At 24.7% G+C, this 23923-nt stretch carries 22 protein-coding genes, 1 tRNA gene and 1 other RNA gene; 18 read left to right on the top strand and 6 right to left on the bottom strand.

Annotated features, from left to right (window positions below; genetic code table 11):
- Positions 1 to 59 precede the first annotated feature (59 nt).
- The 5 genes from T523_RS06265 to mtnA all read left to right on the top strand — a co-directional run bounded on the left by T523_RS06265 (position 60) and on the right by mtnA (position 4724).
- Complete coding sequence (locus tag T523_RS06265; protein WP_042708070.1) at positions 60 to 512, top strand: methanogenesis marker 5 protein; 453 nt, start codon at positions 60 to 62, stop codon at positions 510 to 512.
- A gap of 1 nt (position 513) precedes the next feature.
- The gene (locus T523_RS06260) at positions 514 to 1752 is read left to right on the top strand and encodes a methanogenesis marker 15 protein (protein WP_042708069.1); all 1239 of its coding nucleotides are present in this window, start codon (positions 514 to 516) and stop codon (positions 1750 to 1752) included.
- Positions 1753 to 1766: 14 nt separating this feature from the next.
- Positions 1767 to 2318 (top strand): methanogenesis marker 17 protein, encoded by a 552-nt coding sequence (locus T523_RS06255; RefSeq protein WP_042708068.1) that lies wholly within the window; start codon positions 1767 to 1769, stop codon positions 2316 to 2318.
- 259 nt (positions 2319 to 2577) lie between these two features.
- Entirely contained in the window at positions 2578 to 3507 is a 930-nt protein-coding gene (locus T523_RS06250) for a radical SAM protein (RefSeq protein WP_042708067.1), read from the top strand.
- Between the two features lie 287 nt (positions 3508 to 3794).
- On the top strand, positions 3795 to 4724 hold the full coding sequence (gene mtnA / locus T523_RS06245) for an S-methyl-5-thioribose-1-phosphate isomerase (RefSeq protein WP_042708066.1): 930 nt from the start codon (positions 3795 to 3797) through the stop codon (positions 4722 to 4724).
- A gap of 216 nt (positions 4725 to 4940) precedes the next feature.
- Here the strand turns inward: mtnA and T523_RS06240 are convergent, their stop codons facing one another.
- On the bottom strand, positions 4941 to 6026 hold the full coding sequence (locus tag T523_RS06240) for a class I SAM-dependent methyltransferase (RefSeq protein WP_042708065.1): 1086 nt from the start codon (positions 6024 to 6026) through the stop codon (positions 4941 to 4943).
- Positions 6027 to 6453: 427 nt separating this feature from the next.
- On the opposite strand from T523_RS06240, the gene dph5 reads away from it, so the two are divergent.
- Positions 6454 to 7248: a diphthine synthase gene (gene dph5, locus T523_RS06235; RefSeq protein ID WP_042708064.1), complete on the top strand. Its 795-nt coding sequence runs from the start codon at positions 6454 to 6456 to the stop codon at positions 7246 to 7248.
- Between the two features lie 1186 nt (positions 7249 to 8434).
- Complete coding sequence (locus tag T523_RS06230) at positions 8435 to 8812, top strand: hypothetical protein (RefSeq protein ID WP_042708063.1); 378 nt, start codon at positions 8435 to 8437, stop codon at positions 8810 to 8812.
- A gap of 12 nt (positions 8813 to 8824) precedes the next feature.
- On the opposite strand, the gene T523_RS06225 is transcribed toward T523_RS06230, so the two are convergent.
- Positions 8825 to 9049: a (4Fe-4S)-binding protein gene (locus T523_RS06225; protein WP_042708062.1), complete on the bottom strand. Its 225-nt coding sequence runs from the start codon at positions 9047 to 9049 to the stop codon at positions 8825 to 8827.
- A gap of 174 nt (positions 9050 to 9223) precedes the next feature.
- Here T523_RS06225 and rbr point away from each other — a divergent pair, with 174 nt between their 5' ends.
- Entirely contained in the window at positions 9224 to 9769 is a 546-nt protein-coding gene (gene rbr, locus T523_RS06220; RefSeq protein WP_042708061.1) for a rubrerythrin, read from the top strand.
- Between the two features lie 272 nt (positions 9770 to 10041).
- Positions 10042 to 11592 carry a flippase gene (locus T523_RS06215; RefSeq protein ID WP_042708060.1) on the top strand — a complete coding sequence of 517 codons (1551 nt, stop codon included), beginning with the start codon at positions 10042 to 10044 and terminating at the stop codon, positions 11590 to 11592.
- Positions 11593 to 11909: 317 nt separating this feature from the next.
- On the opposite strand, the gene T523_RS06210 is transcribed toward T523_RS06215, so the two are convergent.
- The 3 genes from T523_RS06210 to T523_RS06200 all read right to left on the bottom strand — a co-directional run bounded on the left by T523_RS06210 (position 11910) and on the right by T523_RS06200 (position 16284).
- Positions 11910 to 13343, bottom strand: coding sequence for a Mur ligase family protein (locus T523_RS06210; RefSeq protein ID WP_042708059.1), 1434 nt, complete (start codon positions 13341 to 13343; stop codon positions 11910 to 11912).
- 570 nt (positions 13344 to 13913) lie between these two features.
- The gene (locus T523_RS06205; RefSeq protein ID WP_042708058.1) at positions 13914 to 15356 is read right to left on the bottom strand and encodes a B12-binding domain-containing radical SAM protein; all 1443 of its coding nucleotides are present in this window, start codon (positions 15354 to 15356) and stop codon (positions 13914 to 13916) included.
- 181 nt (positions 15357 to 15537) lie between these two features.
- A complete protein-coding gene (locus T523_RS06200; protein ID WP_042708057.1) occupies positions 15538 to 16284 on the bottom strand; it encodes an archaeosine tRNA-ribosyltransferase in 747 nt (248 codons plus the stop codon).
- Positions 16285 to 16558: 274 nt separating this feature from the next.
- On the opposite strand from T523_RS06200, the gene hdrC reads away from it, so the two are divergent.
- From hdrC to T523_RS06160, 9 genes are all read left to right on the top strand, one after another.
- Complete coding sequence (gene hdrC / locus T523_RS06195; protein WP_042708056.1) at positions 16559 to 17617, top strand: CoB--CoM heterodisulfide reductase subunit C; 1059 nt, start codon at positions 16559 to 16561, stop codon at positions 17615 to 17617.
- An 11-nt stretch (positions 17618 to 17628) separates the two neighbouring features.
- Positions 17629 to 18513, top strand: coding sequence for a CoB--CoM heterodisulfide reductase subunit B (hdrB, locus tag T523_RS06190; protein ID WP_042708055.1), 885 nt, complete (start codon positions 17629 to 17631; stop codon positions 18511 to 18513).
- A gap of 347 nt (positions 18514 to 18860) precedes the next feature.
- On the top strand, positions 18861 to 19127 hold the full coding sequence (locus T523_RS06185; RefSeq protein WP_042708054.1) for a DUF749 domain-containing protein: 267 nt from the start codon (positions 18861 to 18863) through the stop codon (positions 19125 to 19127).
- Positions 19124 to 19651 (top strand): DUF2096 domain-containing protein, encoded by a 528-nt coding sequence (locus T523_RS06180; RefSeq protein ID WP_042708053.1) that lies wholly within the window; start codon positions 19124 to 19126, stop codon positions 19649 to 19651. The genes T523_RS06185 and T523_RS06180 overlap by 4 nt, the downstream gene beginning before the upstream one ends.
- 435 nt (positions 19652 to 20086) lie before the next feature.
- On the top strand, positions 20087 to 20782 hold the full coding sequence (locus tag T523_RS06175) for a metallophosphoesterase family protein (protein WP_042708052.1): 696 nt from the start codon (positions 20087 to 20089) through the stop codon (positions 20780 to 20782).
- A gap of 368 nt (positions 20783 to 21150) precedes the next feature.
- The gene (locus T523_RS06170) at positions 21151 to 22053 is read left to right on the top strand and encodes a 2-phosphoglycerate kinase (RefSeq protein ID WP_042708051.1); all 903 of its coding nucleotides are present in this window, start codon (positions 21151 to 21153) and stop codon (positions 22051 to 22053) included.
- The gene (locus T523_RS06165; protein ID WP_042708050.1) at positions 22046 to 22453 is read left to right on the top strand and encodes a CBS domain-containing protein; all 408 of its coding nucleotides are present in this window, start codon (positions 22046 to 22048) and stop codon (positions 22451 to 22453) included. Before T523_RS06170 ends, T523_RS06165 begins: the two co-directional genes overlap by 8 nt.
- 369 nt (positions 22454 to 22822) lie before the next feature.
- Positions 22823 to 23136: signal recognition particle sRNA (gene ffs / locus T523_RS08890), an RNA gene on the top strand.
- Between the two features lie 118 nt (positions 23137 to 23254).
- Positions 23255 to 23339: transfer RNA gene (locus T523_RS06160), tRNA-Ser, on the top strand.
- Between the two features lie 410 nt (positions 23340 to 23749).
- On the opposite strand, the gene T523_RS09295 is transcribed toward T523_RS06160, so the two are convergent.
- Entirely contained in the window at positions 23750 to 23887 is a 138-nt protein-coding gene (locus T523_RS09295; protein ID WP_232229047.1) for a hypothetical protein, read from the bottom strand.
- Between the last annotated feature and the right edge of the window lie 36 nt (positions 23888 to 23923).

Below are 23923 nucleotides of genomic sequence, written 5' to 3'. Positions count from 1 at the left end.
AATTAGATTAAATAAAAAACATATAAAAAATAGAGAGATAATATGATTATGGTGATATAATGGTAAAAGTAGCTATTTATCCTCCCAATTCTTTAGTTTTAGGAGATTTAATTGAAAGAAAAGGCCATACTGTATTGGCTTTACAAAAAGCAATGTCTCAAAAAGTAAGAGATCCTGAGATAGATTCTCCACCTATGAATATTACTGAGGAAGATCCTTTAAAAGGATTAAAATATGCAGCTATTGAAGTTCCTTCTGGAGTAAGGGGAAGGATGGCTGTAATCGGCCCATTAATTGATGATGCAGAAGCAGCAATTATTATCGATGATGCACCTATTGGTTTTGGTTGTGTTGGTTGCGCAAGAACTAATGAACTTGCTATGTTTTGTTTACGTAAAAAAAATATTCCTAAATTAGAACTTTCATATCCTACTAACCGTGATGAAACATTTGATATGGTAAATAAAATTAATGCATTTTTAGATTCATTAAATGAAGAAGGAGGAAATTAGTATGGTAAAGATAGCATTAGTTGGATGTGGTGTAGAATACAGTGGTATTCTTAAAGAAGTTGAAAAAGCTGCTTTAACATTTGGTGCTGAAATCATACTTCCTGATATTGATTTAGATTATATTGAAGAATCTTATGTTAAGTTTGGTTTTTCAGCTCAAAGTCCAAACTTAAAATTGATGATTGCACGTGCTATGAGTATTGTTGAAGGACGTACAAAAGCTGATGCAGTATTTGTATGTACTTGTTTCAGATGTGCTGAAGGTGCATTAATAAGAAATGAAGTTAGAAGATTTATACAACAAAACTCCCATATACCTGTAGTTACTTATTCTTTCACAGAAAAAACTAAAGCAGATGAATTATTTATTCGTATGGAAGCTTTAGTAACTACTGTTGCTAGAAGAAGTATTCTTGCTCGTGAAAAACAAGAAGGATTAACTATGGGTATTGATTCTGGTTCAACTACTACTAAAGTTGTTTTAATGGAAAAAAATAAAGTAATTGGTACTGGTTGGACTGCAACTAAAGATATTATGGAATCTGTTAATAAAGCTGCAAGTGATGCATTTGGTGAAACTGGATATGGTTGGAATGATCTTGATGGTATTGGAACTACTGGATATGGTCGTTTAACTATAGGTAAACAATTAAATGCAGAACTTATTCAAGAAGAAATTTCTGTAAATGCTAAAGGTGCAGTTTATCTTGCAGATAAACAAAGAGGTGAAGCTACTGTTTTAGATATTGGTGGTATGGATAATAAAGTAATTACTGTAAACAATGGTATTCCAGATAACTTTACTATGGGTGGTATTTGTGCAGGTGCTTCTGGAAGATTTTTAGATTTAACTTCTCGTCGTTTAGATGTAGATATTACAGAACTTGGTCCTTTAGCTGTTAAAGGTAATTATAGAAATGCTACATTAAACAGTTACTGTATTGTATTTGGTATTCAAGATTTAGTAACTACCTTAGCAGCAGGTGGATCTAAAGAAGATGTTGCAGATGCAGCATGTCACTCAGTAGCTCAACAAGTCTATGAGCAACAACTTCAAGAAATTGATATTAGGGAACCTTTAATCCAAGTAGGTGGTACTTCTTTAATTTCTGGTCTTGTTGAAGCTGTAAGTGATATTTTAGGTGGAATTGATATTATTGTACCTGAATATTCACAACATATTGGTGCTGTTGGTGCAGCATTACTTGTATCTGGTTTAGGAAATAGGAATAATGAATAATTATAGTGATTTTTATGTTAGTTGAATCATATGATGAAAATGGTGCTGAAGTTTATGATATGATTATTAAACAAATATTTCAAGATCTTCAGTTAGGGCCTTCTGTTTTGGATTTAAGGGCATTTGTAAATCCTGATGATGCAGTTTTTATTATTGCTATTAAAATGAAAAAGACTGCATCTACTAAATATCTTAAGGATGTTGCTAAAGCAAAATATTCTGAATCAGATAATCAAACTAGAGTATTAATTGATGATGAAAATTATCTTCCAAATATTCTTAAAGTTTTATGGAGAGAATATGATAGAGAAAATGTTCATCAACCAGATAGATATACAATTATTTTAGATGGTGATGAATCTAGAGCAAATGATTTCATTGTTGATAATCCATTTATTAATCTTCAAAAAAGAATATATGATGGGATTTATAGGATTGTCCCAGAAGGTTTTAAAATAATTAAAGATATGTCAATTAATGATATTGTTGCAGTTGTTGCAACTGATGAGTTAATTATGGATAAATATGTTGAAAAAGCTGAAGAATATATTAAAGAATTAAGTTAATTTTTAAGTATTTTTTATATTTTTAAAAATTATTTAATCTTAATTCTCATTATCTCTTTATTTTTCGTTTAAATATTTTGGTTATTTTACTAATTTTTTATAGATATTTTTTATTTTAATTTTATATTTTCAAAAAAAGATATATTATAAAATTATAGTAAAATTTATAAACATGATTTTATAATATAATTTTAATTAATTCGTATATTTTCGAATAAGTTTTTATTTATTTAATATTAATATTTCTGAGGCAGATAATATGAGTAATATTAATAATAAGCAAGATCAAACAGGACCTTTATCTAAATTAGGTCAAGGAGAACACAGAGCAACTAAATTTGCACATCTTACTAAAGCTCATCCATGTTTTAATGAGAAATTACATGATAAAGTAGGTAGGGCACATGTACCTATTGCTCCTAAATGTAATATTGGATGTAATTTTTGTGAAAGGTCATTACATAATCCTGATGAAGATAGACCTGGTGTTGCAGGATGTGTATTAAATGCTAATGAAGCAATTGAACATGTTGATAAAATTTTAGATGAAGAACCTATTGCAGTTGTAGGTGTAGCTGGACCTGGTGATTCATTAGATAATGAAGAAACATTTGAATTTTTTAATAAATTAAATGAAACTCACCCTGAGTTAATTAAATGTATGAGTACTAATGGTCTTTTACTTCCAGAGAAAGCACAAGAAATTGCAGATTGTGGAGTAAACAGTGTAACTGTAACAGTTAATGCAGTTGATCCTGAAATACTTAAAGATATTGTTGGTTTTGTTCATTATCATCATAAAGTATATAAAGGTGTTGAAGGAGCAAAAATTTTAATAAAAAATCAACTTGAAGGTATTGAGGCATTAGATAAATTAGGAATTATTGTAAAAGTTAATTCTGTATTAATTCCTGGATTAAATGATAAACATATTGTTGAAATTGCAAAAGAAGTTTCAAAAAGAGGCGCTTCATTGATGAATGTACTTCCACTTATTCCATTAAATAAAATGAAAGATTATCAACGTCCTGACTGTATGATGATTGAAGGAGTAAGAGAAGAAGTTGAGGAGATAATACCTGTATTTAGAGCATGTACTCAATGTAGGGCGGATGCTTATGGTATTCCAGGTAAAAAATCTCATGATCATCATTTAGGTGGTAGTCAAACACCACAAAGTCATTTCTAATTTAATTTTTTAAAATTTAAATCTATTGATTTTTTAATTTTTTAAAATTAATTTATTTTTAATGAGGTAATTTATACCTTATTTTTAAATGATTTTAATAAAAATCTTTTTTTTTAGTTTATTGTATTAATTTTTAAAGTTAAATTTTAAAATAATTTAAATATTAACTATTTTTTGAATTTAAAATTATCATTTTTTATTATGTGTTTTTTTAATTTAATTATAATTAAATACTTTTTTTAAATTTTATCAAAACTTTTTTTAATTTTTAAATTTAATAAATATTTATGAAAACTTTAGAATGGGAAAATAATAAACTTAAACTTATTGATCAAAGAAAATTACCTGATGAATTAACATATGTTTACTGTGATAACTATAAAGATGTTATTAAGGCAATTAAAAACATGACTGTAAGAGGCGCTCCTGCTATTGGTGTATCTGCAGCATTTGCTATGGTTCTTGCATATATTAATGATGTTGATTTAAATAAAGCTGCAAAAGAAATTAAAGATGCAAGACCAACAGCAAAAAATCTTTTTTGGGCAGTAGATAGGGTTTTAAATAGTAAAAATCCTTTGGATGAAGCTATTAAAATGTATAATGAAGATATGAAAATTAATCGTTTAATTGGTAAATATGGTGCAGAAATCATTGATGATGGAGATACTATACTTACTCATTGTAATGCTGGAGCATTAGCATGTGTTGATTATGGTACTGCTTTAGGAGTTATAAGGGCGGCAAATGAACAAAATAAAAATATTAATGTTATTTGTGATGAAACTCGTCCTCGTGGTCAAGGTGCTAGCTTAAGTGTCTGGGAAATGCAACAGGAAAACATACCTGTAAAACTTATTTGTGATGTTGCAAGTGGTTATCTTATGAGTCAAGGTATGATTGATAAAGTTGTAATTGGTGCTGATAGAATAGCAAAAGGAGGAGTTGTTAATAAAATAGGTTCCTTTATGGTTGCTCTTGCAGCTAAACGATTTAATATTCCATTTTATGTTGCTGCGCCTTACTCTACCTTTGATAATGAAATTTCAATTTATGATACTAAAATTGAAGAAAGATCTGCTGATGAAGTAACTCATTATGGAAAATGTAGAATCTGTCCTAAAGGTACTGAAGTAATTAATCCTGCATTTGATATTGTTCCTAATGATTTAATTACTGGAATAATTACAGAAAAAGGAATTATTGATCCATTATGATTTTAAGTATTAAAATAAGAAATAGTAACAGGTTTTAATTAATTTTTTAAAAATTTATTATTTTTTTTTGCTTTCTTGAAATTCTCAAAATTTTTATAAATAAACTTTCTTAATACTGATTTTTAAATATTAATTATTCTTATAAAAATTGGATTTCAATAAAATCTATTTTTTTAAAATATATATTTAATAAAGATATTTTCTATCTTTATTTTTTTAGTATTTTACTCTACAATCAAAAGCCATTTGCCACATTCCTGGACTTGTAGAACGTACTTTATGGCATTTTTCAATTTTTACTTTCATATTATGTTCTTTTGCTTTTTTTTCTAGTTTTTTTCTACCTTCTTCACAGTTAGGTGCAAATTCATAATAATGTATTATACCATTGTTTTCAATAAGTTCAAATGCATAATCAAGAAAATCATAAGCAGTTCCAGGTAAATTCATAAGAATCCTATCAAATTTTTGATTTTTTAATTTATTTTTAATAACCTCTTTAATATCTCCACAAATTGGGGTGATTCTACCTTTTAATTTATTCATCTTTATATTTTCTTTAAGATATTTGATTGCAACATCATTTATATCTACTGCAGTTATATCAACATCTTTTCTTGATGCAATTACTATTGGGAATGGTCCGACTCCACAGAACATATCTAATATTTTTTCACCATCATGACTTATATCACGGATTCTTTTTCTTTCATTAGTAAGTCTTGGTGAAAAATAAACTTTACTTACATCTAATTTTAAACGTATTTTTTGCTCTTTATGGATTGTAACTGGATTATTTACTCCACATAAAAATTCAATATCTCTAACTCTTGTGACTCCTTTTATAGGACTATTTTTCATATAAACTGAATTTCTTTTAGTAAATTTAAGGGTTGTTTCTCCAATTAGCTTTTTATATTTTCTTAAATCTTCTGGAATTTCAACAATTACTATTTTACCAATTATATCATAAGAGTTTCTAAGATCAGTAATTTCCTGGTCACTAAGTTTATCCTTTAGCATTTCTCTAATGCTATGGGGATATCTTGGAATTAATTCTAATTCTTTATCAACAACCTCTATTTCTAAAGGTTCTCCATTAAGTAATTCTTGGACTTTTTTTACTTTTCCTGCTTTTTCTTTCATCATCTGTATTTCTTCATCATTAACTGGTGATGTAATTCCAATGTAACCATATTTTTTTTCTGGTTTAATTCTATGGTCCATATCCATAATTTCCATATCCATTAGAATTTTACGTACTTCATCTACAGCAGGTAAACTTATTTTCAAAGATTGCATAATATCATTAATTAAATTGATTTGTTAATAAAAATATTTAATTGAATTATTTTATTTTTAAGTTTATTACTTGATATTTCAATTAAATTATATAAAAATTAATTGCTTTTTTTTAGTAATATTTTTAAAATTTTAAATTATTGTTATTCATTAAAATTTATTTTCAAAATATTAAATTATTTTATAAAATTTAGGAATTTCAATAAATCCATTATTTATTATATATAAAATATATTTATTTTAACTAATAAATTAATATTAGTAAAAAGTTATTTTATATTCTTGGAATATTTATTTTAACTAATAAATTAATATTAGTAAAAAGTTATTTTATTTTCTTGGAATATTTAATATATTTTAGTAAATATTCTATTTTCATTGTAAATTATTGTTTTAATATAAATTTAATTATAAAAGGTTTAAAAAAATGTTTTATTTAATTGGTTTAGGATTATTTGATGTTACTGATATGTCACTTAAAGCTATTAATGTTTTAAAAGAAGTAGATATTGTTTATGCTGAATTTTTTACTTCAAGATTAATGGGATCTAATTTAAAAGCTATTGAAGATATTATTGGTAAAAAAATTAATGTTTTAGTTCGTAATGAAGTTGAAGAAGATAGTCCATTTATTGAAGAGGCTAAAAATAAAAAAGTTGCTCTTATTACTGGTGGTGATCCTTTAATTGCAACTACTCATTCTGATTTTTTAGTTCAATGTAGTAAAAAAGGAATTGATTATCAAGTAATTCATGGTTCTTCTATTATATCTTCTGCTCCAGCTATTAGTGGTCTTCAAGCATATAAATTTGGTAAAGTTACTACTATTCCTTTTCCAGATCATAATTTCTTTCCAAAATCTCCATATATAGCAATTAAAGAAAATTTAGATATGGATATGCATACCTTAGTTTTACTTGATATTCAAGCTCATAAAGATAGGTATATGACTATTAATCAAGGTCTTGAATATTTATTAAAAGTTAAGGATACTCTTCCAGAAGAAGAACGAGTAATTGATGAAGATACTTTAGCAATTGGTATTGCACGTGTTGGTTCTAAAGAAGGTATTATAAAAGCAGGTAAAATAAGTGAATTAATTAATTATGATTTTGGAAGTCCTTTACATTGTATTGTTATTCCTTCTAAATTACATATAGTAGAAGCAGAATATCTTGTTTATGTTGCAGGTGCTGATAAAAGTATATTAGATAATTGTTAATTTTCTTATAAATTAATTATTTTTTTAAAATTATTGTATTTAGAATTTTTATTTTTTTTATTTTGACGATTTTTAAATCATGTTTTTAATTTTTTTTAGTTTTATATGATTTTTACAGGTATTTAAAAAGTTAATAATGTTGAATTAATATTTAATTTCTAATAATTTTTATTTTTATTAATTTTTTACTGGATAAATCATTTAAATAATTTTAATTTATTAAAAAAAGTAGATTTTATTATTAAATTAGGGTGAGGACACAACTTCGTTAGTTTCTAATCCTAACCAATTTTATATTGGTTAATAATTTATAGTTATGCCCTATGTTTCTAAATCTGTTTAAATATGGAGATTTATTATATTTTTTTATAAAAATATACTTCCCTATTATCTATTATTATTTTTTTACTTTATAAATTTTATTTATTGATTTTCTCTTAAAACTAAATTTTTTATTAATTTTTATTAATTTTAATTTTATAAATTATAAATTAATTCTAAAAATAGTATCTGATAAATAATTTTTTATCTTTTTTACATTGTTTTTATAAAATAAAAAGAGTATATATTGTGTAGAGTATTAAGAATTTTTTACAGATAATATTTTATTTAGTGGTAAGTAATTTTATGATTTTAATTCTTAATATTCATATTACTCTTTTATTTTATATGAATTCTCTAAATTTTAGTATAGATTATAAAATGGTTGAGATATTCAAGATGTGTAGATTTATGCACATCGTATAATAATTGATTTTTATAAGTTATAAATCTTTTGATTTTTTTCTAAAACAAAAATAATTTAAATTTATTAAATTAATTTTTTAAATTAAAATTCTTATTTTGAATATTAAATTTTCTTGAAAATGTTTAAATTTATTTATTGTCTGTTGAAATTCTATTTTTTATAATAACTTAACAATATTAATATTGAAAATTAAATTTAAGAGTATTATTCTAAAAATCAGAAGGATTTCAACAAAATTTTTTATTTTAAGTTTTTAAATAAGTAGTTTTTTTAAACATATTAAACTATTGATTATTGTTAATTTTTAAGAAAATATAAAATTTTTATAAAACTTTTATATAAATAATTTTTTTTAAAAAAATTTAAGTATACTTAAACTATATATTATTGTGAATTATTGATTATTTTTAAATAATTCTTTTAATTTAAATTATAAAGGTGTTTAATATTAGTTCTAAAAACACTAAAAATAAAGATGAATATAAAAATAAATATGAATTTAAATCATATGAAGATTTAAATATTGATTATACAGTTTTAAATGATAAAGAAAAGAAAATAGCGAAAAATCCAAATATTTATCGTAAGAATGCTGAATTAATTAGTATTTGTTTACCTGGTATTGGACTTGTTTATCTTGGTAAAAAAATTCAAGGTATTTCTATTTTTATAATATTTGTAATACTTGTACTTTTATTATTTAAAATTTCATATGGTAAATGGATTATTGCTATTTATTATATTGCTCAATTAATTTATACAGTATTTCTTGCTTATGATCAAATAAATAAAGTTTTATTAAAATCTTCTAAATAATTTTATTAACTTTTATTTATTTTTATAATAACTTAATGCTCCAGATTTACATTTATCTATTGTTTTTTTAATTTCTTCTGTTGTTCCATTCTCTATTTTTACCCATGGTCTTTCTGCAGGTTTAAATACTTCAGGTAAATTTCTCCAACATTCACCTAAATGTTGACATTTTTGAGGTTTCCAAACTATGGTTATTTCTTCATTTGAATATTCTTTAATTTTTTCTTTATTTTCCATTTATATAACTCCTTGATTTTTTTCAATTAAATACTTTATATTTTTTAATTTTTATATATTATTATCTCTAAAACCCTATTATTTGTATATTATTTTTTTATACTTAGTTCATTTTCGATAAATATTAATATATTAAATTACATAATATTCAATACAATATAGGAGGTATGTTTTATGGCTAATTTAAAAGGTAGTAAAACTGAAAAAAATTTAGAAGCTGCTTTTGCAGGTGAATCTCAAGCAAGAAATAAATATTCTTATTTTGCAAGTAAAGCAAAAAAAGATGGATATGTACAAATTTCTCAATTATTTGAAGAAACTGCACATAATGAAAAAGAACATGCTAAAATATGGTTTAAAATATTAAGTGGTGGAGATATTCAATCTACTGAAGAAAACCTTGCAGCTGCTGCAGCTGGAGAACATTATGAATGGACTGAAATGTATAAAACTTTCGCTGAAGAAGCTAAAGAAGAAGGTTTTGATGAAATTGCATTTTTATTTGAGAAAGTTGCAGATATTGAAAAACATCATGAAGAAAGATACAACGAATTACTTGAAAATGTAAAAGACGGTTCTGTTTTCAAAAAAGATAAAGAAATTGTTTGGATTTGTGCTAATTGTGGACACGTTTATATTGGTGAAGAACCTCCTGAAATATGTCCAGTATGTGCTCATCCAAAAGCATTTTTCCAAGAAAAAGCAGAAAACTATCATTAAGTTTTCTATTTTCTTTTTTTCTTTTTTATAATTAATTTGATTTATTTTAATTTTAGATATTTAATTAAACTTGCCTTATTTTCTTAATATTTGAAATATCAATATTTAAATTTATAAAAAGATTTATCTTATTTTTCTTTTATTAATATTATTCTTTATATTTTCTTTTTAAATATCGAAATATTTAAAAGTCATGCTTATATATAATTATTATATTATGTTAGATTGACTTTTTCAATACTAATTTTTTTAAAATTTATATAAGGGATTTTATGGCTGATAATGAATCGAAAATTGCAAAAGGTAGTTTTATATTACTGCTTGGTACATTTATTTTTCGTATTGGTGGGTTTTTATACCGTTTTCTTATGACGTGGCTTATGACTGCTGCTGATTATGGTATACTTGGTTTAACACTACCATTTCAGAATTTCTTAAACATCACTGCATCTGGGGGTCTTCCTTCAGCAATTGCAAAATATGTTGCAGAGTATTCGGCTTTAGATAATGAACAAATGGAACAACAAGTAATTAGAACATCTTTTAAGCTGATTATTATTATGGCAATAATTGGTGCAACTATAATGTTCTTGATTGCAAAACCTATTGCTTTAGGTTGGTGGCATAAACCTGCAGCAGTATTACCTCTTGAACTTGTTGCTGTTATTACTCCATTTAGTGTTATTGTTGGTTTGTATCGTGGAGTTTTCCAAGGTTATTATCAAATGACTAATATACTTATTACAAAAGCATTTGAACAATTAGGTATGATTTGTTTTGCTGTTTTATTAGTTGTTATTGGATGGAGAGTTTCTGGTGCAGTTTTAGGTACTGTTATGGGATTTTTAATTGCATCATTATCTGCTATTTGGTTATTTAAAAAAGATGTAACTTCTAAATTTAAAACTGGTCGTAAAAAGATTACAAGAGCTCAGGAATGGGATATTATAATAATGCTTCTTAAATTTTCAATTCCTGTATTAATTACTGGTGTTGCTGAAGTTTTACTTTATGATGTTGGTACATTATTTATTGGTGCATATTTAGCAAGTAACTTTGCAGGTTATTATACTAATGCAAGTGCTATTGCACGTTTACCTTTAATTATTTCAATGTCTGTTGCAACAAGTGCACTTCCTGCAGCTTCAGAAGCATTTTCATTAAAAGATCATTCTTTACTTGAAAAATATATTCATCAATCATATAGGTATGTTATTATAGTTGTATTACCCCTTTGTGTTGGTGTTGCAGTATTTGCACAACCTATTCTTGGATTATTATTTGGTGTAGAATATACTTTAGGTACAACTGCATTGCAAATATTAGTTCTTGGTATGTTGTGTTTTGCAGTATATACTATATCTTCAAGTATTACTCAAGGTCTTGGAAAACCTCTTGTTCCAATGATTGCACTTATATTAGGTGTAATAATTCAATTCGTATTAAGTATGTTTATGGTATTGTGGTGGAATATTAATGGTGCTGCATTAGCTACATCTATTAGTACTGCATTTATCATGGTAGTTTGTATAATTTATACTCATAAAGTATCTAATGTTAAATTTGAAACTGTTGATTTCTTAAAAATATTATTTGCTTCTTTAATTATGGGATTAGTATGTATGTTTATTCCTAAAAATATTATTGGTATGATAATTGGTTTTATTGTAGGAATATTTGTTTATATTGGTTCTTTAGTTGCAGTTAAAGGATTAAAAAAAGGAGATTTAGTATTAATGTATAAAACAGGTTCTAAATTAGGTCCTTTAAAAGAATATGTTTATAAATTTACAGATAAATTAGAAAAATATGCTAAAGATTAATTTTTTTAATCTTTTTTTTACTTTTTTTTTATTAGGTTTTTTGTTAATTGTTAAGAAATAGATTTAATGTTTTTTTTTATTGGATTGTTTTTGTTAATTGTTAAGAAATAGATTTAATGTTTTTTTACTTTTTAAAGCTTATTTTATTTAAAATTTATTTTTTTAGATTTAAAATTAGTTTTTATGTTTTATTAAGCTTTTTTAGAAATAATTTTCTTTTTAGGTTTTTTTTAATAAAAAAATTAGTTTTAAGATATTTTTTTAAAATTAGTTTTAATTAAATAATTTTATTTTAAAAAAGAAATAAAATAAAAAAATTATTTATTTGCTTTTTTAATTTTTTGTTTTATTTCTTCCCACATTGCTTGTTCTTCACCACATCCTGTCATTAAAATATATTTGTATTTTGACTCTTTAACAAGATTACACATTCCATCAATTCTTTTTTTCATTTCTTCATAAGGATATGGATAGAAATCTGCATTAAATTCATCTTTTATTTGATTATAATATTCTTTTGCAATATCTACTGATTCTCTTCCTGGAATAACAATTAAATGTTCTGGTTTAATTGCACGTATTGCTTCAAGATGATCTTCAAATACTTCTTCTTCACTTACATCTGGTGTAGTATAAATAAATTCAAGTGGACCTTGTATATATGGTTTCATACATAATACATTTACTTTAAGTGCATCTCCATTATCTCCTTGTCCTAATCCAACGAGTCTATTATCATTAAGTTTTACTACTTCAAAACGTCCTGGTGGTAAAATTGCCATTGTTAAACTGGAGAACACTTTTTTTGCTGTTTTTTCAATTTTTTCAGGAGTAGGTGTAAATGTTGCATATACTGTTGTAGAACATATTATATTGTATAAATTATGAATACCAAAATTTGGAACATTAGTATCAAATTTAAATGAAACATTTTTACCAACAGTGTAATTATATACTTCTCCTTTAACTGTTATGTACCATCTTTCAGGTTTTAATTTGAAATTTATTAATTTAACATTTGGTTCTGGTCTTTTAAATCCACATTCACACTCATAAATTCCTCTATGGTTCATGAATCTTTTAGAATATTTAAGGTTTTTTCCACATCTTGGACATTTAACTGGTTTTTCTTCAAAAATATCTTCTACATTGTCTATATCAAATCCAAAATAATTAACATGGACATCTTTTTCTTTATTTTTACCAATAAATGTGGTTCTTGGATCATCTGCATTTGTAATTATAGCTCCTCGAGTCATATTTTTACTTAATTCTGCTTTTGCAGCTAAATATTTTTCAAAAGGATTTTTTACTCCAAGAACTTGGGTATGTTCTCTAGATATTGTAGTATAAGTTACTCCAACTGGATCTACAAGCCTTTGAACTTCTCCTGGGATTCCATGTTCAAAATCTCGTATTCCATATTCAAATACTCCTAATTTTGAATTTGTTTTAAGTAATCCTGTTGCTATAGCATTAATAGTGTTACTTTCAAAGTTTGAACAAATTTCTGTATCTTCTGATAATAATTTAATTGTTAGTGTTGTTGAAGTTGTTTTTCCATTAGTTCCTGTAATAATAATTGATCCATATTCTGGTTCTTGAGCTAAGTTGTTTAAAGCTTCATAAGATCCAATTTTTAGAAATAACCATCCTGGGAAACTTTTTCCCATGCCTCCATTTAATCCCACTATTTTTTTACCAAATTTTCCCATTGCTTTAGCAATTTTATATCTGAAATTTCCAATCATATTATTATGCCCTTTATTATTAATATTAAATTAAATATTAGTAAAATCTTTGTTATTTTTAATATTTATAATTGATTATTTTTCTTATAATCCTTATTATTTTTTATAAATTAGTTTATATTTTTTGAATTATTATATAAATTGGATATATTATTTAAATCCTTATTTATTTTATTTTTAAGTGATATAAACTTTTAATCATTATTAAAAGTAATTTTCATATCTTATTCATTTAAAAGAAGTTTTTTTTAAATATTTATTATTGAATAAATTTTTATATATTTAAAGTATTCATAAATTTAAAATTCATTTTTTGTCTAAATTTTTAATTAATTTTTATAAATTAAAATTATTATTTTAAATATTAAGCTTTAATTGAATATTAAATAATTATTTACCCCCTAAATTTTAAAAAAAAGTATTGAAAATCAATTAAGATTTCCAAGAATATTTATTGTTAAATTTATATTTTAAAATTTAAATTATTCAAAATAATTTATTTTTAAATTAAAAATAAGTTTTATCTTATAATTAATTTATAAATAAATTAAATATTTTTAAAGATTATAACTAAGATTTTATCTGATTTATATTTCTTTTATTATAATCTGTGTTTCCTCCTCCGTTTTTGGAGAATATTTGTTTTATAACACCATAAAATGTTTTTAAAACCATTGGACCATCTATTAAAAATTCTTTAATTAAATATTGTGGTCTTAAATAAAATTTAATAAATGCTTTGGCTTGTATTTTTCTTAAATCACTAATTGAACAATCAATAGTTTCTAAAATTGGTGAAATTAAAGTAAATTTTGACCAATCTTTAACTTTTATTAAATTTTTCTCAAATGCTTCTTTATAGAACCTAGTTCCAGGGTATGGTGTTGCAAGACTGTATATTGCATAATTTGGTTTTAAGCTATGAACAAATTTAATTGTTTTATTCATTGCTTTTTTAGTATCTCCAGGCATTCCTAAAGCAACAGAAGCTATAGTTCTAATTTTTTTCTCATGAGCTATTCTAAATGCTTCTTTAATTTTAGGAATATTTGTTCTTTTACCCATTTTATCAAGAACATTTTGGTCTGCTGATTCAACACCCATAAATATACATATACATCCAGATTGTTTCATTTTTTCAAGAACTTCTTCATTTAATGTATCTACTCTTGCAGTACAACCCCACATTATGTTAATATTTCTATTTATGATTTCATCACAGAGTTCTTTTACTCTTTTTTTATTTATTGTAAAAGTATCATCCATAAAAGCTATTGTTTCAATTCCATAATCATATTTTAAATGTTCTATTTCATCTACAATATTTTTAATACTTCTTCTTCTAATTTTACGACCATGCATTGCTGCAGATGAACAAAATGAACATTGTATTGGACAACCTCTACTTGTAATCATTGTACTCATATGAGTATCCATATTTAATAATTTATAATGATCCATTGGAAGAAGATGTAATGCTGGGAATGGAAGTTCATCTAAGTCCATGATTGGTTCTCTATCTGGAGTTACAATCATTATTTTATCACCATTCTCATTTTCTTCTTCATAGACTATTCCTTTAACTCTTGATAAATCTCCACCTTTTTCTATGGTTTGAACTAAATCTAACATGGTGTATTCACCTTCACCACGTATAACAAGGTCTACATTTTCATCATGTAATGTTTCTTCAAAGTTAAATGTTGGATGGTATCCACCTAAAATTACCATTGTATCAGGAATAGTTTCTTTAACTATTTGTGCGCTTTCTAATGCACTACCAATAGTTGGAGTAAGTGCAGATATTGATACGATATCTGGATTTTCTTTTTTAATTCTTTCTGATAAGTCTTCTAAGGTATAATCTAGTGCACATGCATCAACTATACTTACATCATAATTATTTTTCTCAAGTACTGCAGCAATATATGCCATACCTAATGGGGGTGCAATTACTCCCATAAATTTATATTTTGATGCTGTTTGTGGTGGGTTTATAAAGGTTATTTTCATAGTATCCCCTTTTTTTAAATTATTACATTAATTTATTTTATATTAATATATAATAAATTGTTTTGTTTATAAAATATATGCTTATTTTTATTTTTTATAAAATTATTTTTTTGCTTAAGACATTTTTAATTATTTATCTTTAAATAGAATTTTAAAATTATTAAAATATATATCTTATTTTTTAAAATAATTGTGTATTTTTTAGTAGATAATCTTCATGTTCTTTATCAAGTATTTTAAGAGCAGCTATATTCTGAGGACTTGTTGTTGATCTTTCTTCTACTAAATTTCTTAAACTTCTATTTTTCATATGCCATCTTACTTCTCTTAATACTAAATCTAATGTATTTTTATTATATTCTTCAATTTCTTTTCTTTCCATATTTTCATATATTTTATAAATATTTAAGTCATAATTTTTAGTAGGAGTCATAAGAACATTCATATAACTATAATATTTACTTGAATCTATTAAAAATCCATCAACCCCCATATATGAAAGTAATGGTATGAAAGAGCATTCTGAAAATGGGAATATTAAAAAACTATTTGGATTAAGATTTTCTCTTAGATTAACAATTAATTCAACTAAATCTTTTGGATGTTGTAATAAATCATCTCCATTTGCTATTAAAAACATATTATATCCTAATTCTTCTAATTTATTGCAACAATCAATACGTAAATCAATATATTTTCCACCTTGAATAACTGCAATATCTGAGTTTTTAAATACTTCTTCATCTGATGATTTTTTAATTGTTTCATCAACACTCCATTTAGCTAATTCTTTTTCAATATTATATGCAAGTCCTTGATTATCTGCTATTTTAAAATCTTTAGTATCTATTAATAAGGGTGTTTTTATTTTATTTAAACGACCAAATCTTCCAGGCCCATCATGTGATTTAATTTCAAATTTATTCATAGTATCCTCTTGATAGATGTTTTTCTATAAAAAATTTTTTATATATTTAATAATAAATAATCTTGGATTTTTTATATATAATATATTATAATAATTATTTTTTTATATATTTTTAATAATTTTTTGAATATCATTTCATAAATTTCATATATTGATGTCACCTTTTAGGTTACAGTTTTGAATTTTTTAGTAATCTTTATATACTATTCTATTAAAAATTATATTAAGGATTTGAGGTAAATTAGTCCTGTGATTTTCCTAGGGTGTGTTTTTCATGTCTGTGTTTTCTTTTATTAAATCTTTATTTGGAAAAAATGAAGATAATAAAAAGGCTAAAGAAGTTAAAGTTAAAGCTTCTGTTAAATTTGAGAAATCTAAACAGACATCTTCTGATAATGCCATTAATGAAAATGGTGTTTCTGGAATTAAATCTTCTGAACCAATAACTAAAAGTTCAAATGATGAAGTAAAACCTCCTGTTGAAGAAGTTAATACTTCTACAATTGATGAGGAAACTAAATTAGATGATTCTATTAAAGAACCAGAAGTTTCCCAAAAAGAAATTATTAACTCTGAAGATACTTCTGAAGAATTAGTTAAAGATGAAATTTCTAATTCTGAAAGTTTAAGTGAAAATGAAGAAGTATCTGAAGAAAAAACTGTTTCTGTTGAAGAAACTGAAGTTTCTAATCCTGAAGAATCTTCTGAAGAAGAAATTGATGAAGTTAAAATTTCAGTTGAATCTGAAGATAATTCTGAAGATGAAAACGAAATGGATAATGAGAGAGATAATATGACTTTATTAAAAGATAATGATATTTATACAATGGATGACATCGATGAAGATTTCAAACAAAGATTTATTGATGCAGGTCTTGAAACAGTAGATCACTGTTTCCAATGTGGTACTTGTGGTGGAAGTTGTCCATCTGGTAGAAGGACTCCTTACAGAGTAAGACAAGTTGTTAGAAAATGTTTATTAGGATTAAGAGAAGAAGTTATTTCTGATCCTGCTTTATGGATGTGTACTACTTGTTACACTTGTCAAGAAAGATGTCCTAGAAGTGTAGAAATTGTTGAAGTTATTAAATTTGCACGTAACGAAGCTGCTCATGCTGGTTACATGGCTGATGCACACAAAGCTACTGGTAGGTTCGTATTAGAAACTGGTCATGCAGTACCAATTAATGATAAATTCAAAAACTTAAGAAAAGAAATTGGTCTTCCTGAAGTACCTCCAACAACTCACAAATATCCAGAAGCTTTAAAAGAAGTTCAAGATATTTGTAAAATCTGTGAATTTGATAAATTAATTGGATATGAAGGATTATAGGAGGAATTTTAATGGAAATTGCATACTTTTTAGGTTGTATTGTAAATAACCGTTACCCTGGTGTAGAAAAAGCTACTAGATTATTATTTGATAAATTAGGTGTAGAACTTAAAGATATGGAAGGAGCTTCTTGTTGTCCTGCTCCTGGTGTATTTGGTTCTTTCGATCAAAAAACCTGGGCAGCTGTTGCAGCACGTAACCTTTGTCTTGCTGAAGAAATGGGAGACGACATTGTCACTGAATGTAACGGATGTTTCGGTTCTTTATTTGAAGCAAATGAAATGTTAAAAGAAAACAGTGAAAAAAGAGATGAAATCAACGAAATCTTAGCAAAAACTGGTGATCATGAATTTAAAGGTACCATTAATGTAAGACACTTTGCTGAAGTATTATATAATGATGTTGGTTTAGATAAAATCTCTGAATTATTTGAAAAACCTTTAGATATCAATGTTGCTGTACACTACGGATGCCACTTCTTAAGACCTACTGCTGAAAAACAAATTGATGATGCAGAAAACCCATCTATTTTAGATGAATTAGTTGAAATCACAGGTGCTAAATCTATTGACTATGACAACAAAATGATGTGTTGTGGTGCAGGTGGAGGATTAAGAGCTAGAGATAAATCTGTAAGTACTAGTTTCACCCATGAAAAACTTGAAAGTATGAAAAAAGCAGGTGCTGATTGTATTGTAGATGTTTGTCCTTTCTGCCACTTACAATTTGATGTAGGTCAAGGTGAAGTTAAAGAACAATATGGTGATGAATACGATTTACCTGTTTTACACTTAGCACAACTTTATGGTTTAGCTATGGGATTATCTCCTGAAGAATTAACTTTAGGTGCTCAACAAGTAAGTTCTGAACCACTTCTTAAAAAATTAGGTTACTAAATTTTTTTATAGAGATTTTTTATCTCTATTTTTTTATTCATTTATACTATTTTTTGTAGTTTTTAATTATTGTTTTATTTTTTATTATTGTTTTTTAGTATTTTATTTTTTAAAATCCTTCTAATTTTTTAAAAAAGCTTTATTAAATTTAAATTTTAACTATAAATACTATTTATATTATTAAAAAAATAGTTTCAAACAGAAATATTATTTTTTTAGAATTTTTATTAAAAAAACTTTTATATAACTTTTAATTAAAATAGAATTAACAAAATTTTGATGTATATATAATATAAATTATATATTATATTTATAAATTTTTTAGTTTAAAACGTTGAGGTGGTTTAATGTTTATAGCTACATTAGGTGGATTATTTAAATATGAAGATTTACCTGAGGAATATGGTCCTTATGTAAAATTCAAAGCAACTATTGAAAAAAGAGAAGTTAAAAATGATGATTTAATAGCTATTTTGGATATTACAGGGACTACTAGTCATCATGTTCTTTTTTTAGATTCATATGATAATATAGATCAAATTAAAGAAGAACTAAAAGATGCAGATGCTAAGGTCAACGTAAATACATTAAAAATATTAGAAGGTCATTTATGAATTTACCAGCAGAACAGGTATGGCTTGTACTTTCCGAGTTTTTATCTGATTTAATCAAAAGAGATATTGAAGTTCCGACAGATATTAATAAAAACATGGGATTTACTAAAACACAAATTAGTTTTTATAAAAAAGATACATCTCATCCAGATATGATTAAAGAACTTTCAAAAGCTAATATAACTTTATCTGAAATGCAAAACAAATTACTTGATGTTGCATCAGAAAATGTTTCTGAAGAGTATGCTAATGAATGGTTTGATAAGTTAAAAAGAGCAAATAGGGGAGAAAAATTATATGATACTCCAGATATTCACTCTAAATTTAATTTAAATCCACCACCAGGATTTTCTACTGGTCGTATAACTTTGAAAAAACCAATAACTGAAGATAGAGTTCAAGAAATTGCAGAATATTATGGTTTAATAATTGAATTTGAAGATGATGTAACTTTATCTTTATATGGTGATAAATCTGATGTTAAAAAAGGAATTCAAGAAATGGCGGGCTTCTTTTTTGACTAATATTTTTTTATTTTTCTTTTTTTCTTTAAAATTTATTGTTAAATTCTTAAGTTTTATATTTAAATAATTCTAAGCTATTTTTTTTATTTATTATTTAAATCTTATTCTGTTTTTTAATTTTTGGATTTCTTGCTTTCTTGATTTTTAGAATAAACTTTCTAATATTGATTTTTAAATATTATTTTTTTATAAAAAATAAGATTTTAAAAGCCATAATTTTTTTAATATTCATTTATTTTTAAATTTAGAATAAATTTTATAATAATTTCAAAATAAATTTAATTAATTTATATATGATTTTTGTTTAAACTTTAAAATTATTTTCTTTTAAATCTTTATTTATTTAAGATATTTTATTTAATTCATATAGAAAATTTTATTATATTATGGATAAAATATTATTAATTATATTATAATTTTTAAGAGGTGCTTCTGTTGAAAATTTTATCAATTAGTGATATTCACAGTGAAAAAAATGAAAATTTTTTTGAATATTTAAAGAATAATGAGGAGAATATTGATTTAATATTAATTAATGGGGATTTAACTGATTTTGGACCATTAGAGTTTGCATCAGACTTTCTTAATAAAATTTCTGATTTAGGTTTTGATGTTTTTGCAGTTCCAGGTAATTGTGATCCTAATGGAATTTGTAATGTTATTACTGATACAAATGCAGTTTGTCTACATAATCAAATTATTGCATATGGTGATGTTGTAATATTTGGATTTGGAGGATCTAATGAAACACCATTTGATACACCTGGTGAATTTAAAGACCCTCATATATATGATGCAATTAAAGAGTTATATGCTGAATATGATTTCATGGCTAATGATAAAATACCTAAAGTAAAAATATTACTTACTCATGCACCACCTTTTGATACTAAAGCTGATAAAATACCCGATGGTTCTCATGTTGGTAGTAAAGCTTTAAGGAAAGCTATTGAAGAATTTAAACCTGATATTAATTTATGTGGTCATATTCATGAAGGAAGGTCAATAGATAAAATAGGTGATACTATTGTTGTAAATCCAGGTATGCTTAAAGAAAATTATGGATGTTTAATTGATATTGATGAAGATTCTTTAGATTATGATGTTGAAATTATTTCTTTTATTGAATAATTTCATTTAATTATTTTTTTTATTTTATTCTTGTTTTATTTGTTTATTTTTTATTTTATTCTTATTTCTTTGTTTATTTTTTAAATGTCTTTTTTATTATTTTTAGATTAATGATTTTTCTAGAACTTATTTTTTCTTTAAATTTAATTTATTTCTATTTTAATTGTTTTTTATTGTGTATACTATTTTTTTTAAGAAAAAAGATTTAGTAAATTTTATTATATATAAATTTAATAATATACATTAGGTAAATAATATCTTTGAATATTCTATAATTCATATAATAATATTTTTAGTATTTAGTTTTTTATTTAATTAATATTTAATTTTTTATAATGTGTTCATTAAATGGTTAGAGGCGTGATGAAATGATTTATGTACAAGGAGAAGTTAGTGGAAAAAAATATACGGAACCGTTTTCTAAAGGTGTTTTAGCACGCTCTTTAATTCGGGCAGAAATGAACTTAACTAAAGCTTATGATATAGCAAATTCTATTGAAAATAAACTTAAAAATGAGAATATTGAAGTAATAGCTATAAAAGATTTAGTAGAAATTATTGTTGAAGTTTTAAAAACTGTTGATCCAATTATTGCTGAGAAATATATTAATTGGAGAAAAATTAGAAAATCTCAAGAACCTTTAATCATTTTAATTGGTGGTGCATCTGGTGTTGGTACATCTTCAATAGCTTTTGAAATAGCTAATCGTTTAGGAATAAGAAATATGATTAGTACTGATATGATTCGTGAGGTTATGCGTAAAATTGTTTCAAAAGAATTGTTTCCTGTAATTCATAAATCTAGTTTTAATGCATATAAAGTTATGAGAATACCTTCTCCTCCTGAGTTTGATGAAGTTATTGCAGGTTATAAAAATCAAGTTGATGCTGTAGCTGTTGGAGTTGCTGCTGTAATTGAAAGATCTTTAGATGAAGGTATAAGTATTGTAATTGAAGGTGTACATATTGTTCCAGGTTTTATTAAAGAAGATCTTTTAGAAAGAGATAATGTTGTTCTTTTTACTTTACAAGTTAGTGATGCAAATATTCATAAAGAAAGATTTTATTCAAGAAGTAGGCAAATGTGGGCTAGGAGACCTTTAAAAAGATATTTAGATAATTTTTATTCAATTAGAAAAATTCAAAGATATATTGTAATGCAGGCTAATAAATATAATATACCTGTAATTGAGAATATTAATGTTTCAAATACTATTGATTATATGATTAAAACTATTACTAAAGTTTATGGAGGTAATAATAATGAGTAAATTAGGGAATTTAAAAGTTAAAGATTTGATGACTAAAGAAGTTATAACTACTGATCCTAATCAAGAGGTTGTTTTCGCTTTTGAAAAACTAATGAAAGAGAAAATTAGTTCAATGCCAGTTATTGATAATAATAAAATGGTAGGTATTGTAACTGCAACTGATTTAGGCCATAATCTTATTTTGGATAATTATACTTTAGGTACTAAAGTTGTTGATGTTATGGTAAAACAAGTTGCATTCGTTAATCCTGAAAATTCTATTATTGATGCAATAAATGAAATGAATAATAATTCTCCAGGTAAATCTATTATTAATCAATTACCTGTTTTAGATCATGGTAAACTTGTAGGTATTTTATCTGATGGTGATATTATTCATGCATTAAAAGATGAACTTTAAGTTTTTTCTTGAAATTTTTATAATTTTTAAAATAGTTTATTAAATTTAATTTTAAATTAAAATTTTTATAAAAATTAAGGTTTTAACACTTTTTTTTTATTTTTTTTATCTTAAAATATTTTATATAAATTTTTTAAATTAAATATTATTTTAACTTCTTAATTAGACATAATTTAATATAATATAATTTATTTATTCTAATTTTAATGTTTTTAATTATAATTTTATTAAATAATATAATTTTATTTAATTATTTTCTTTATAAAGACTAATAATTTCTTTATTTTTGAATTTAAGTAGTATTCAATTATTAATTTAAAGTTTATAATTATGATTAGTAACATTTATATAATATTATGTCAATATATTACTATGGCTAGACTGGAGGGTTAGGGGTCCTCTGTAAGCACACATCCCCTTTGGTGCAGTTGAAATCTGAAAGGCGGCTTTTGGATATAATAAAGGCCTTAAAAATTGATATGGAAACTTCGTCCTGCAGGATTAATGGTGTCTTGGTTTTTACTGGAGGGTAAAAATTATTAGGCTTTATTGTAGGAATGTGTCAGGTCCGGAAGGGAGCAGCTCTACTATTTACAATTAATGCTTGTAGAGTAGCGGAGTGGAGTTGATTTTTAAGATAACCTCTATTGTTGAATTTAGTCCACTTTCAGATGTGCCATTTTTTTTAAAATATTATATTTTATATTAAATAATATTGAAAAATAGAAAAGTTTTTATATTATTTTAAATATAATACTAATAGTTAATTGATATTTGACTTAATTCTATTTTTTTTCATTTGTCGGGATGGCCCAGCCTGGTACGGCGTCGGACTGCTAATCCGATTATCTCATGGATAACACGGGTTCAAATCCCGTTCCCGGCGTTTATTTTTGTTTTAACTATTTTTTTATTTTCTTTATTTCTTTTTATAAAAATATTTAAATACTATACTATTTGTTTTCAATCACTGTTTAGGTCAACCCTTTATAAGCACCTGCATAAAAAAGTATATACTATGACTATCAATGATCCTTATTTTAATAAATTTTTGAAAATGAAAAACTTGTCCCCTGCAACAGAGTTAAATTATAGTAATGTGATAAAATACTTCACAGAAGCAAATAATATTACATTCACTGAATTTGTAAAGAAAACGAAAAATGAACAATATGATTATATCCAGGACAACAGGATAATCCGTTATGACCCTGAGTTCTCAGATATTGCTGTGTATATAGATACATTCATTGAAACAGTGCAAAAGAATGGTGCAAGCAATGTAACCATAAACGGCTACCTAACAAAACTGAAAGCAGTACTTAATTTTTTTGATATACAATTACCAAGATTCCCAGAGTTACCAGATGACTCCCAAGAATGGTATCCGCTAACAAAGGAAGAAATAAAATACATTATAAACATTTCAGACATCACTTACAAAGCAATAATACTATTCCTAACTACTAC

Origin of the sequence: Methanobrevibacter wolinii SH, assembly GCF_000621965.1 — an archaeon.
Lineage (GTDB): Archaea > Methanobacteriota > Methanobacteria > Methanobacteriales > Methanobacteriaceae > Methanarmilla > Methanarmilla wolinii.
Note: the sequence above shows the minus strand (reverse complement) of the source record. Positions and strands in the feature narration are given on the sequence as shown.

Bases quoted from the DNA above. Each gene is read 5' to 3' on its own strand.
- T523_RS06200 (WP_042708057.1), bottom strand. From the start codon at position 16,284: ATGAATAAATTTGAAATTAAATCACATGATGGGCCTGGAAGATTTGGT.
- T523_RS06210 (WP_042708059.1), bottom strand. From the start codon at position 13,343: ATGATTGGAAATTTCAGATATAAAATTGCTAAAGCAATGGGAAAATTT.
- T523_RS06265 (WP_042708070.1), top strand. From the start codon at position 60: ATGGTAAAAGTAGCTATTTATCCTCCCAATTCTTTAGTTTTAGGAGAT.
- T523_RS06165 (WP_042708050.1), top strand. From the start codon at position 22,046: ATGAGTAAATTAGGGAATTTAAAAGTTAAAGATTTGATGACTAAAGAA.
- T523_RS06225 (WP_042708062.1), bottom strand. From the start codon at position 9,049: ATGGAAAATAAAGAAAAAATTAAAGAATATTCAAATGAAGAAATAACC.
- T523_RS06170 (WP_042708051.1), top strand. From the start codon at position 21,151: ATGATTTATGTACAAGGAGAAGTTAGTGGAAAAAAATATACGGAACCG.
- T523_RS06185 (WP_042708054.1), top strand. From the start codon at position 18,861: ATGTTTATAGCTACATTAGGTGGATTATTTAAATATGAAGATTTACCT.
- dph5 (WP_042708064.1), top strand. From the start codon at position 6,454: ATGTTTTATTTAATTGGTTTAGGATTATTTGATGTTACTGATATGTCA.
- hdrB (WP_042708055.1), top strand. From the start codon at position 17,629: ATGGAAATTGCATACTTTTTAGGTTGTATTGTAAATAACCGTTACCCT.
- T523_RS06260 (WP_042708069.1), top strand. From the start codon at position 514: ATGGTAAAGATAGCATTAGTTGGATGTGGTGTAGAATACAGTGGTATT.
- hdrC (WP_042708056.1), top strand. From the start codon at position 16,559: ATGTCTGTGTTTTCTTTTATTAAATCTTTATTTGGAAAAAATGAAGAT.
- T523_RS06215 (WP_042708060.1), top strand. From the start codon at position 10,042: ATGGCTGATAATGAATCGAAAATTGCAAAAGGTAGTTTTATATTACTG.
- T523_RS06250 (WP_042708067.1), top strand. From the start codon at position 2,578: ATGAGTAATATTAATAATAAGCAAGATCAAACAGGACCTTTATCTAAA.
- T523_RS06255 (WP_042708068.1), top strand. From the start codon at position 1,767: ATGTTAGTTGAATCATATGATGAAAATGGTGCTGAAGTTTATGATATG.
- T523_RS06180 (WP_042708053.1), top strand. From the start codon at position 19,124: ATGAATTTACCAGCAGAACAGGTATGGCTTGTACTTTCCGAGTTTTTA.
- T523_RS09295 (WP_232229047.1), bottom strand. From the start codon at position 23,887: ATGTCTGAAATGTTTATAATGTATTTTATTTCTTCCTTTGTTAGCGGA.
- mtnA (WP_042708066.1), top strand. From the start codon at position 3,795: ATGAAAACTTTAGAATGGGAAAATAATAAACTTAAACTTATTGATCAA.
- rbr (WP_042708061.1), top strand. From the start codon at position 9,224: ATGGCTAATTTAAAAGGTAGTAAAACTGAAAAAAATTTAGAAGCTGCT.
- T523_RS06240 (WP_042708065.1), bottom strand. From the start codon at position 6,026: ATGCAATCTTTGAAAATAAGTTTACCTGCTGTAGATGAAGTACGTAAA.
- T523_RS06205 (WP_042708058.1), bottom strand. From the start codon at position 15,356: ATGAAAATAACCTTTATAAACCCACCACAAACAGCATCAAAATATAAA.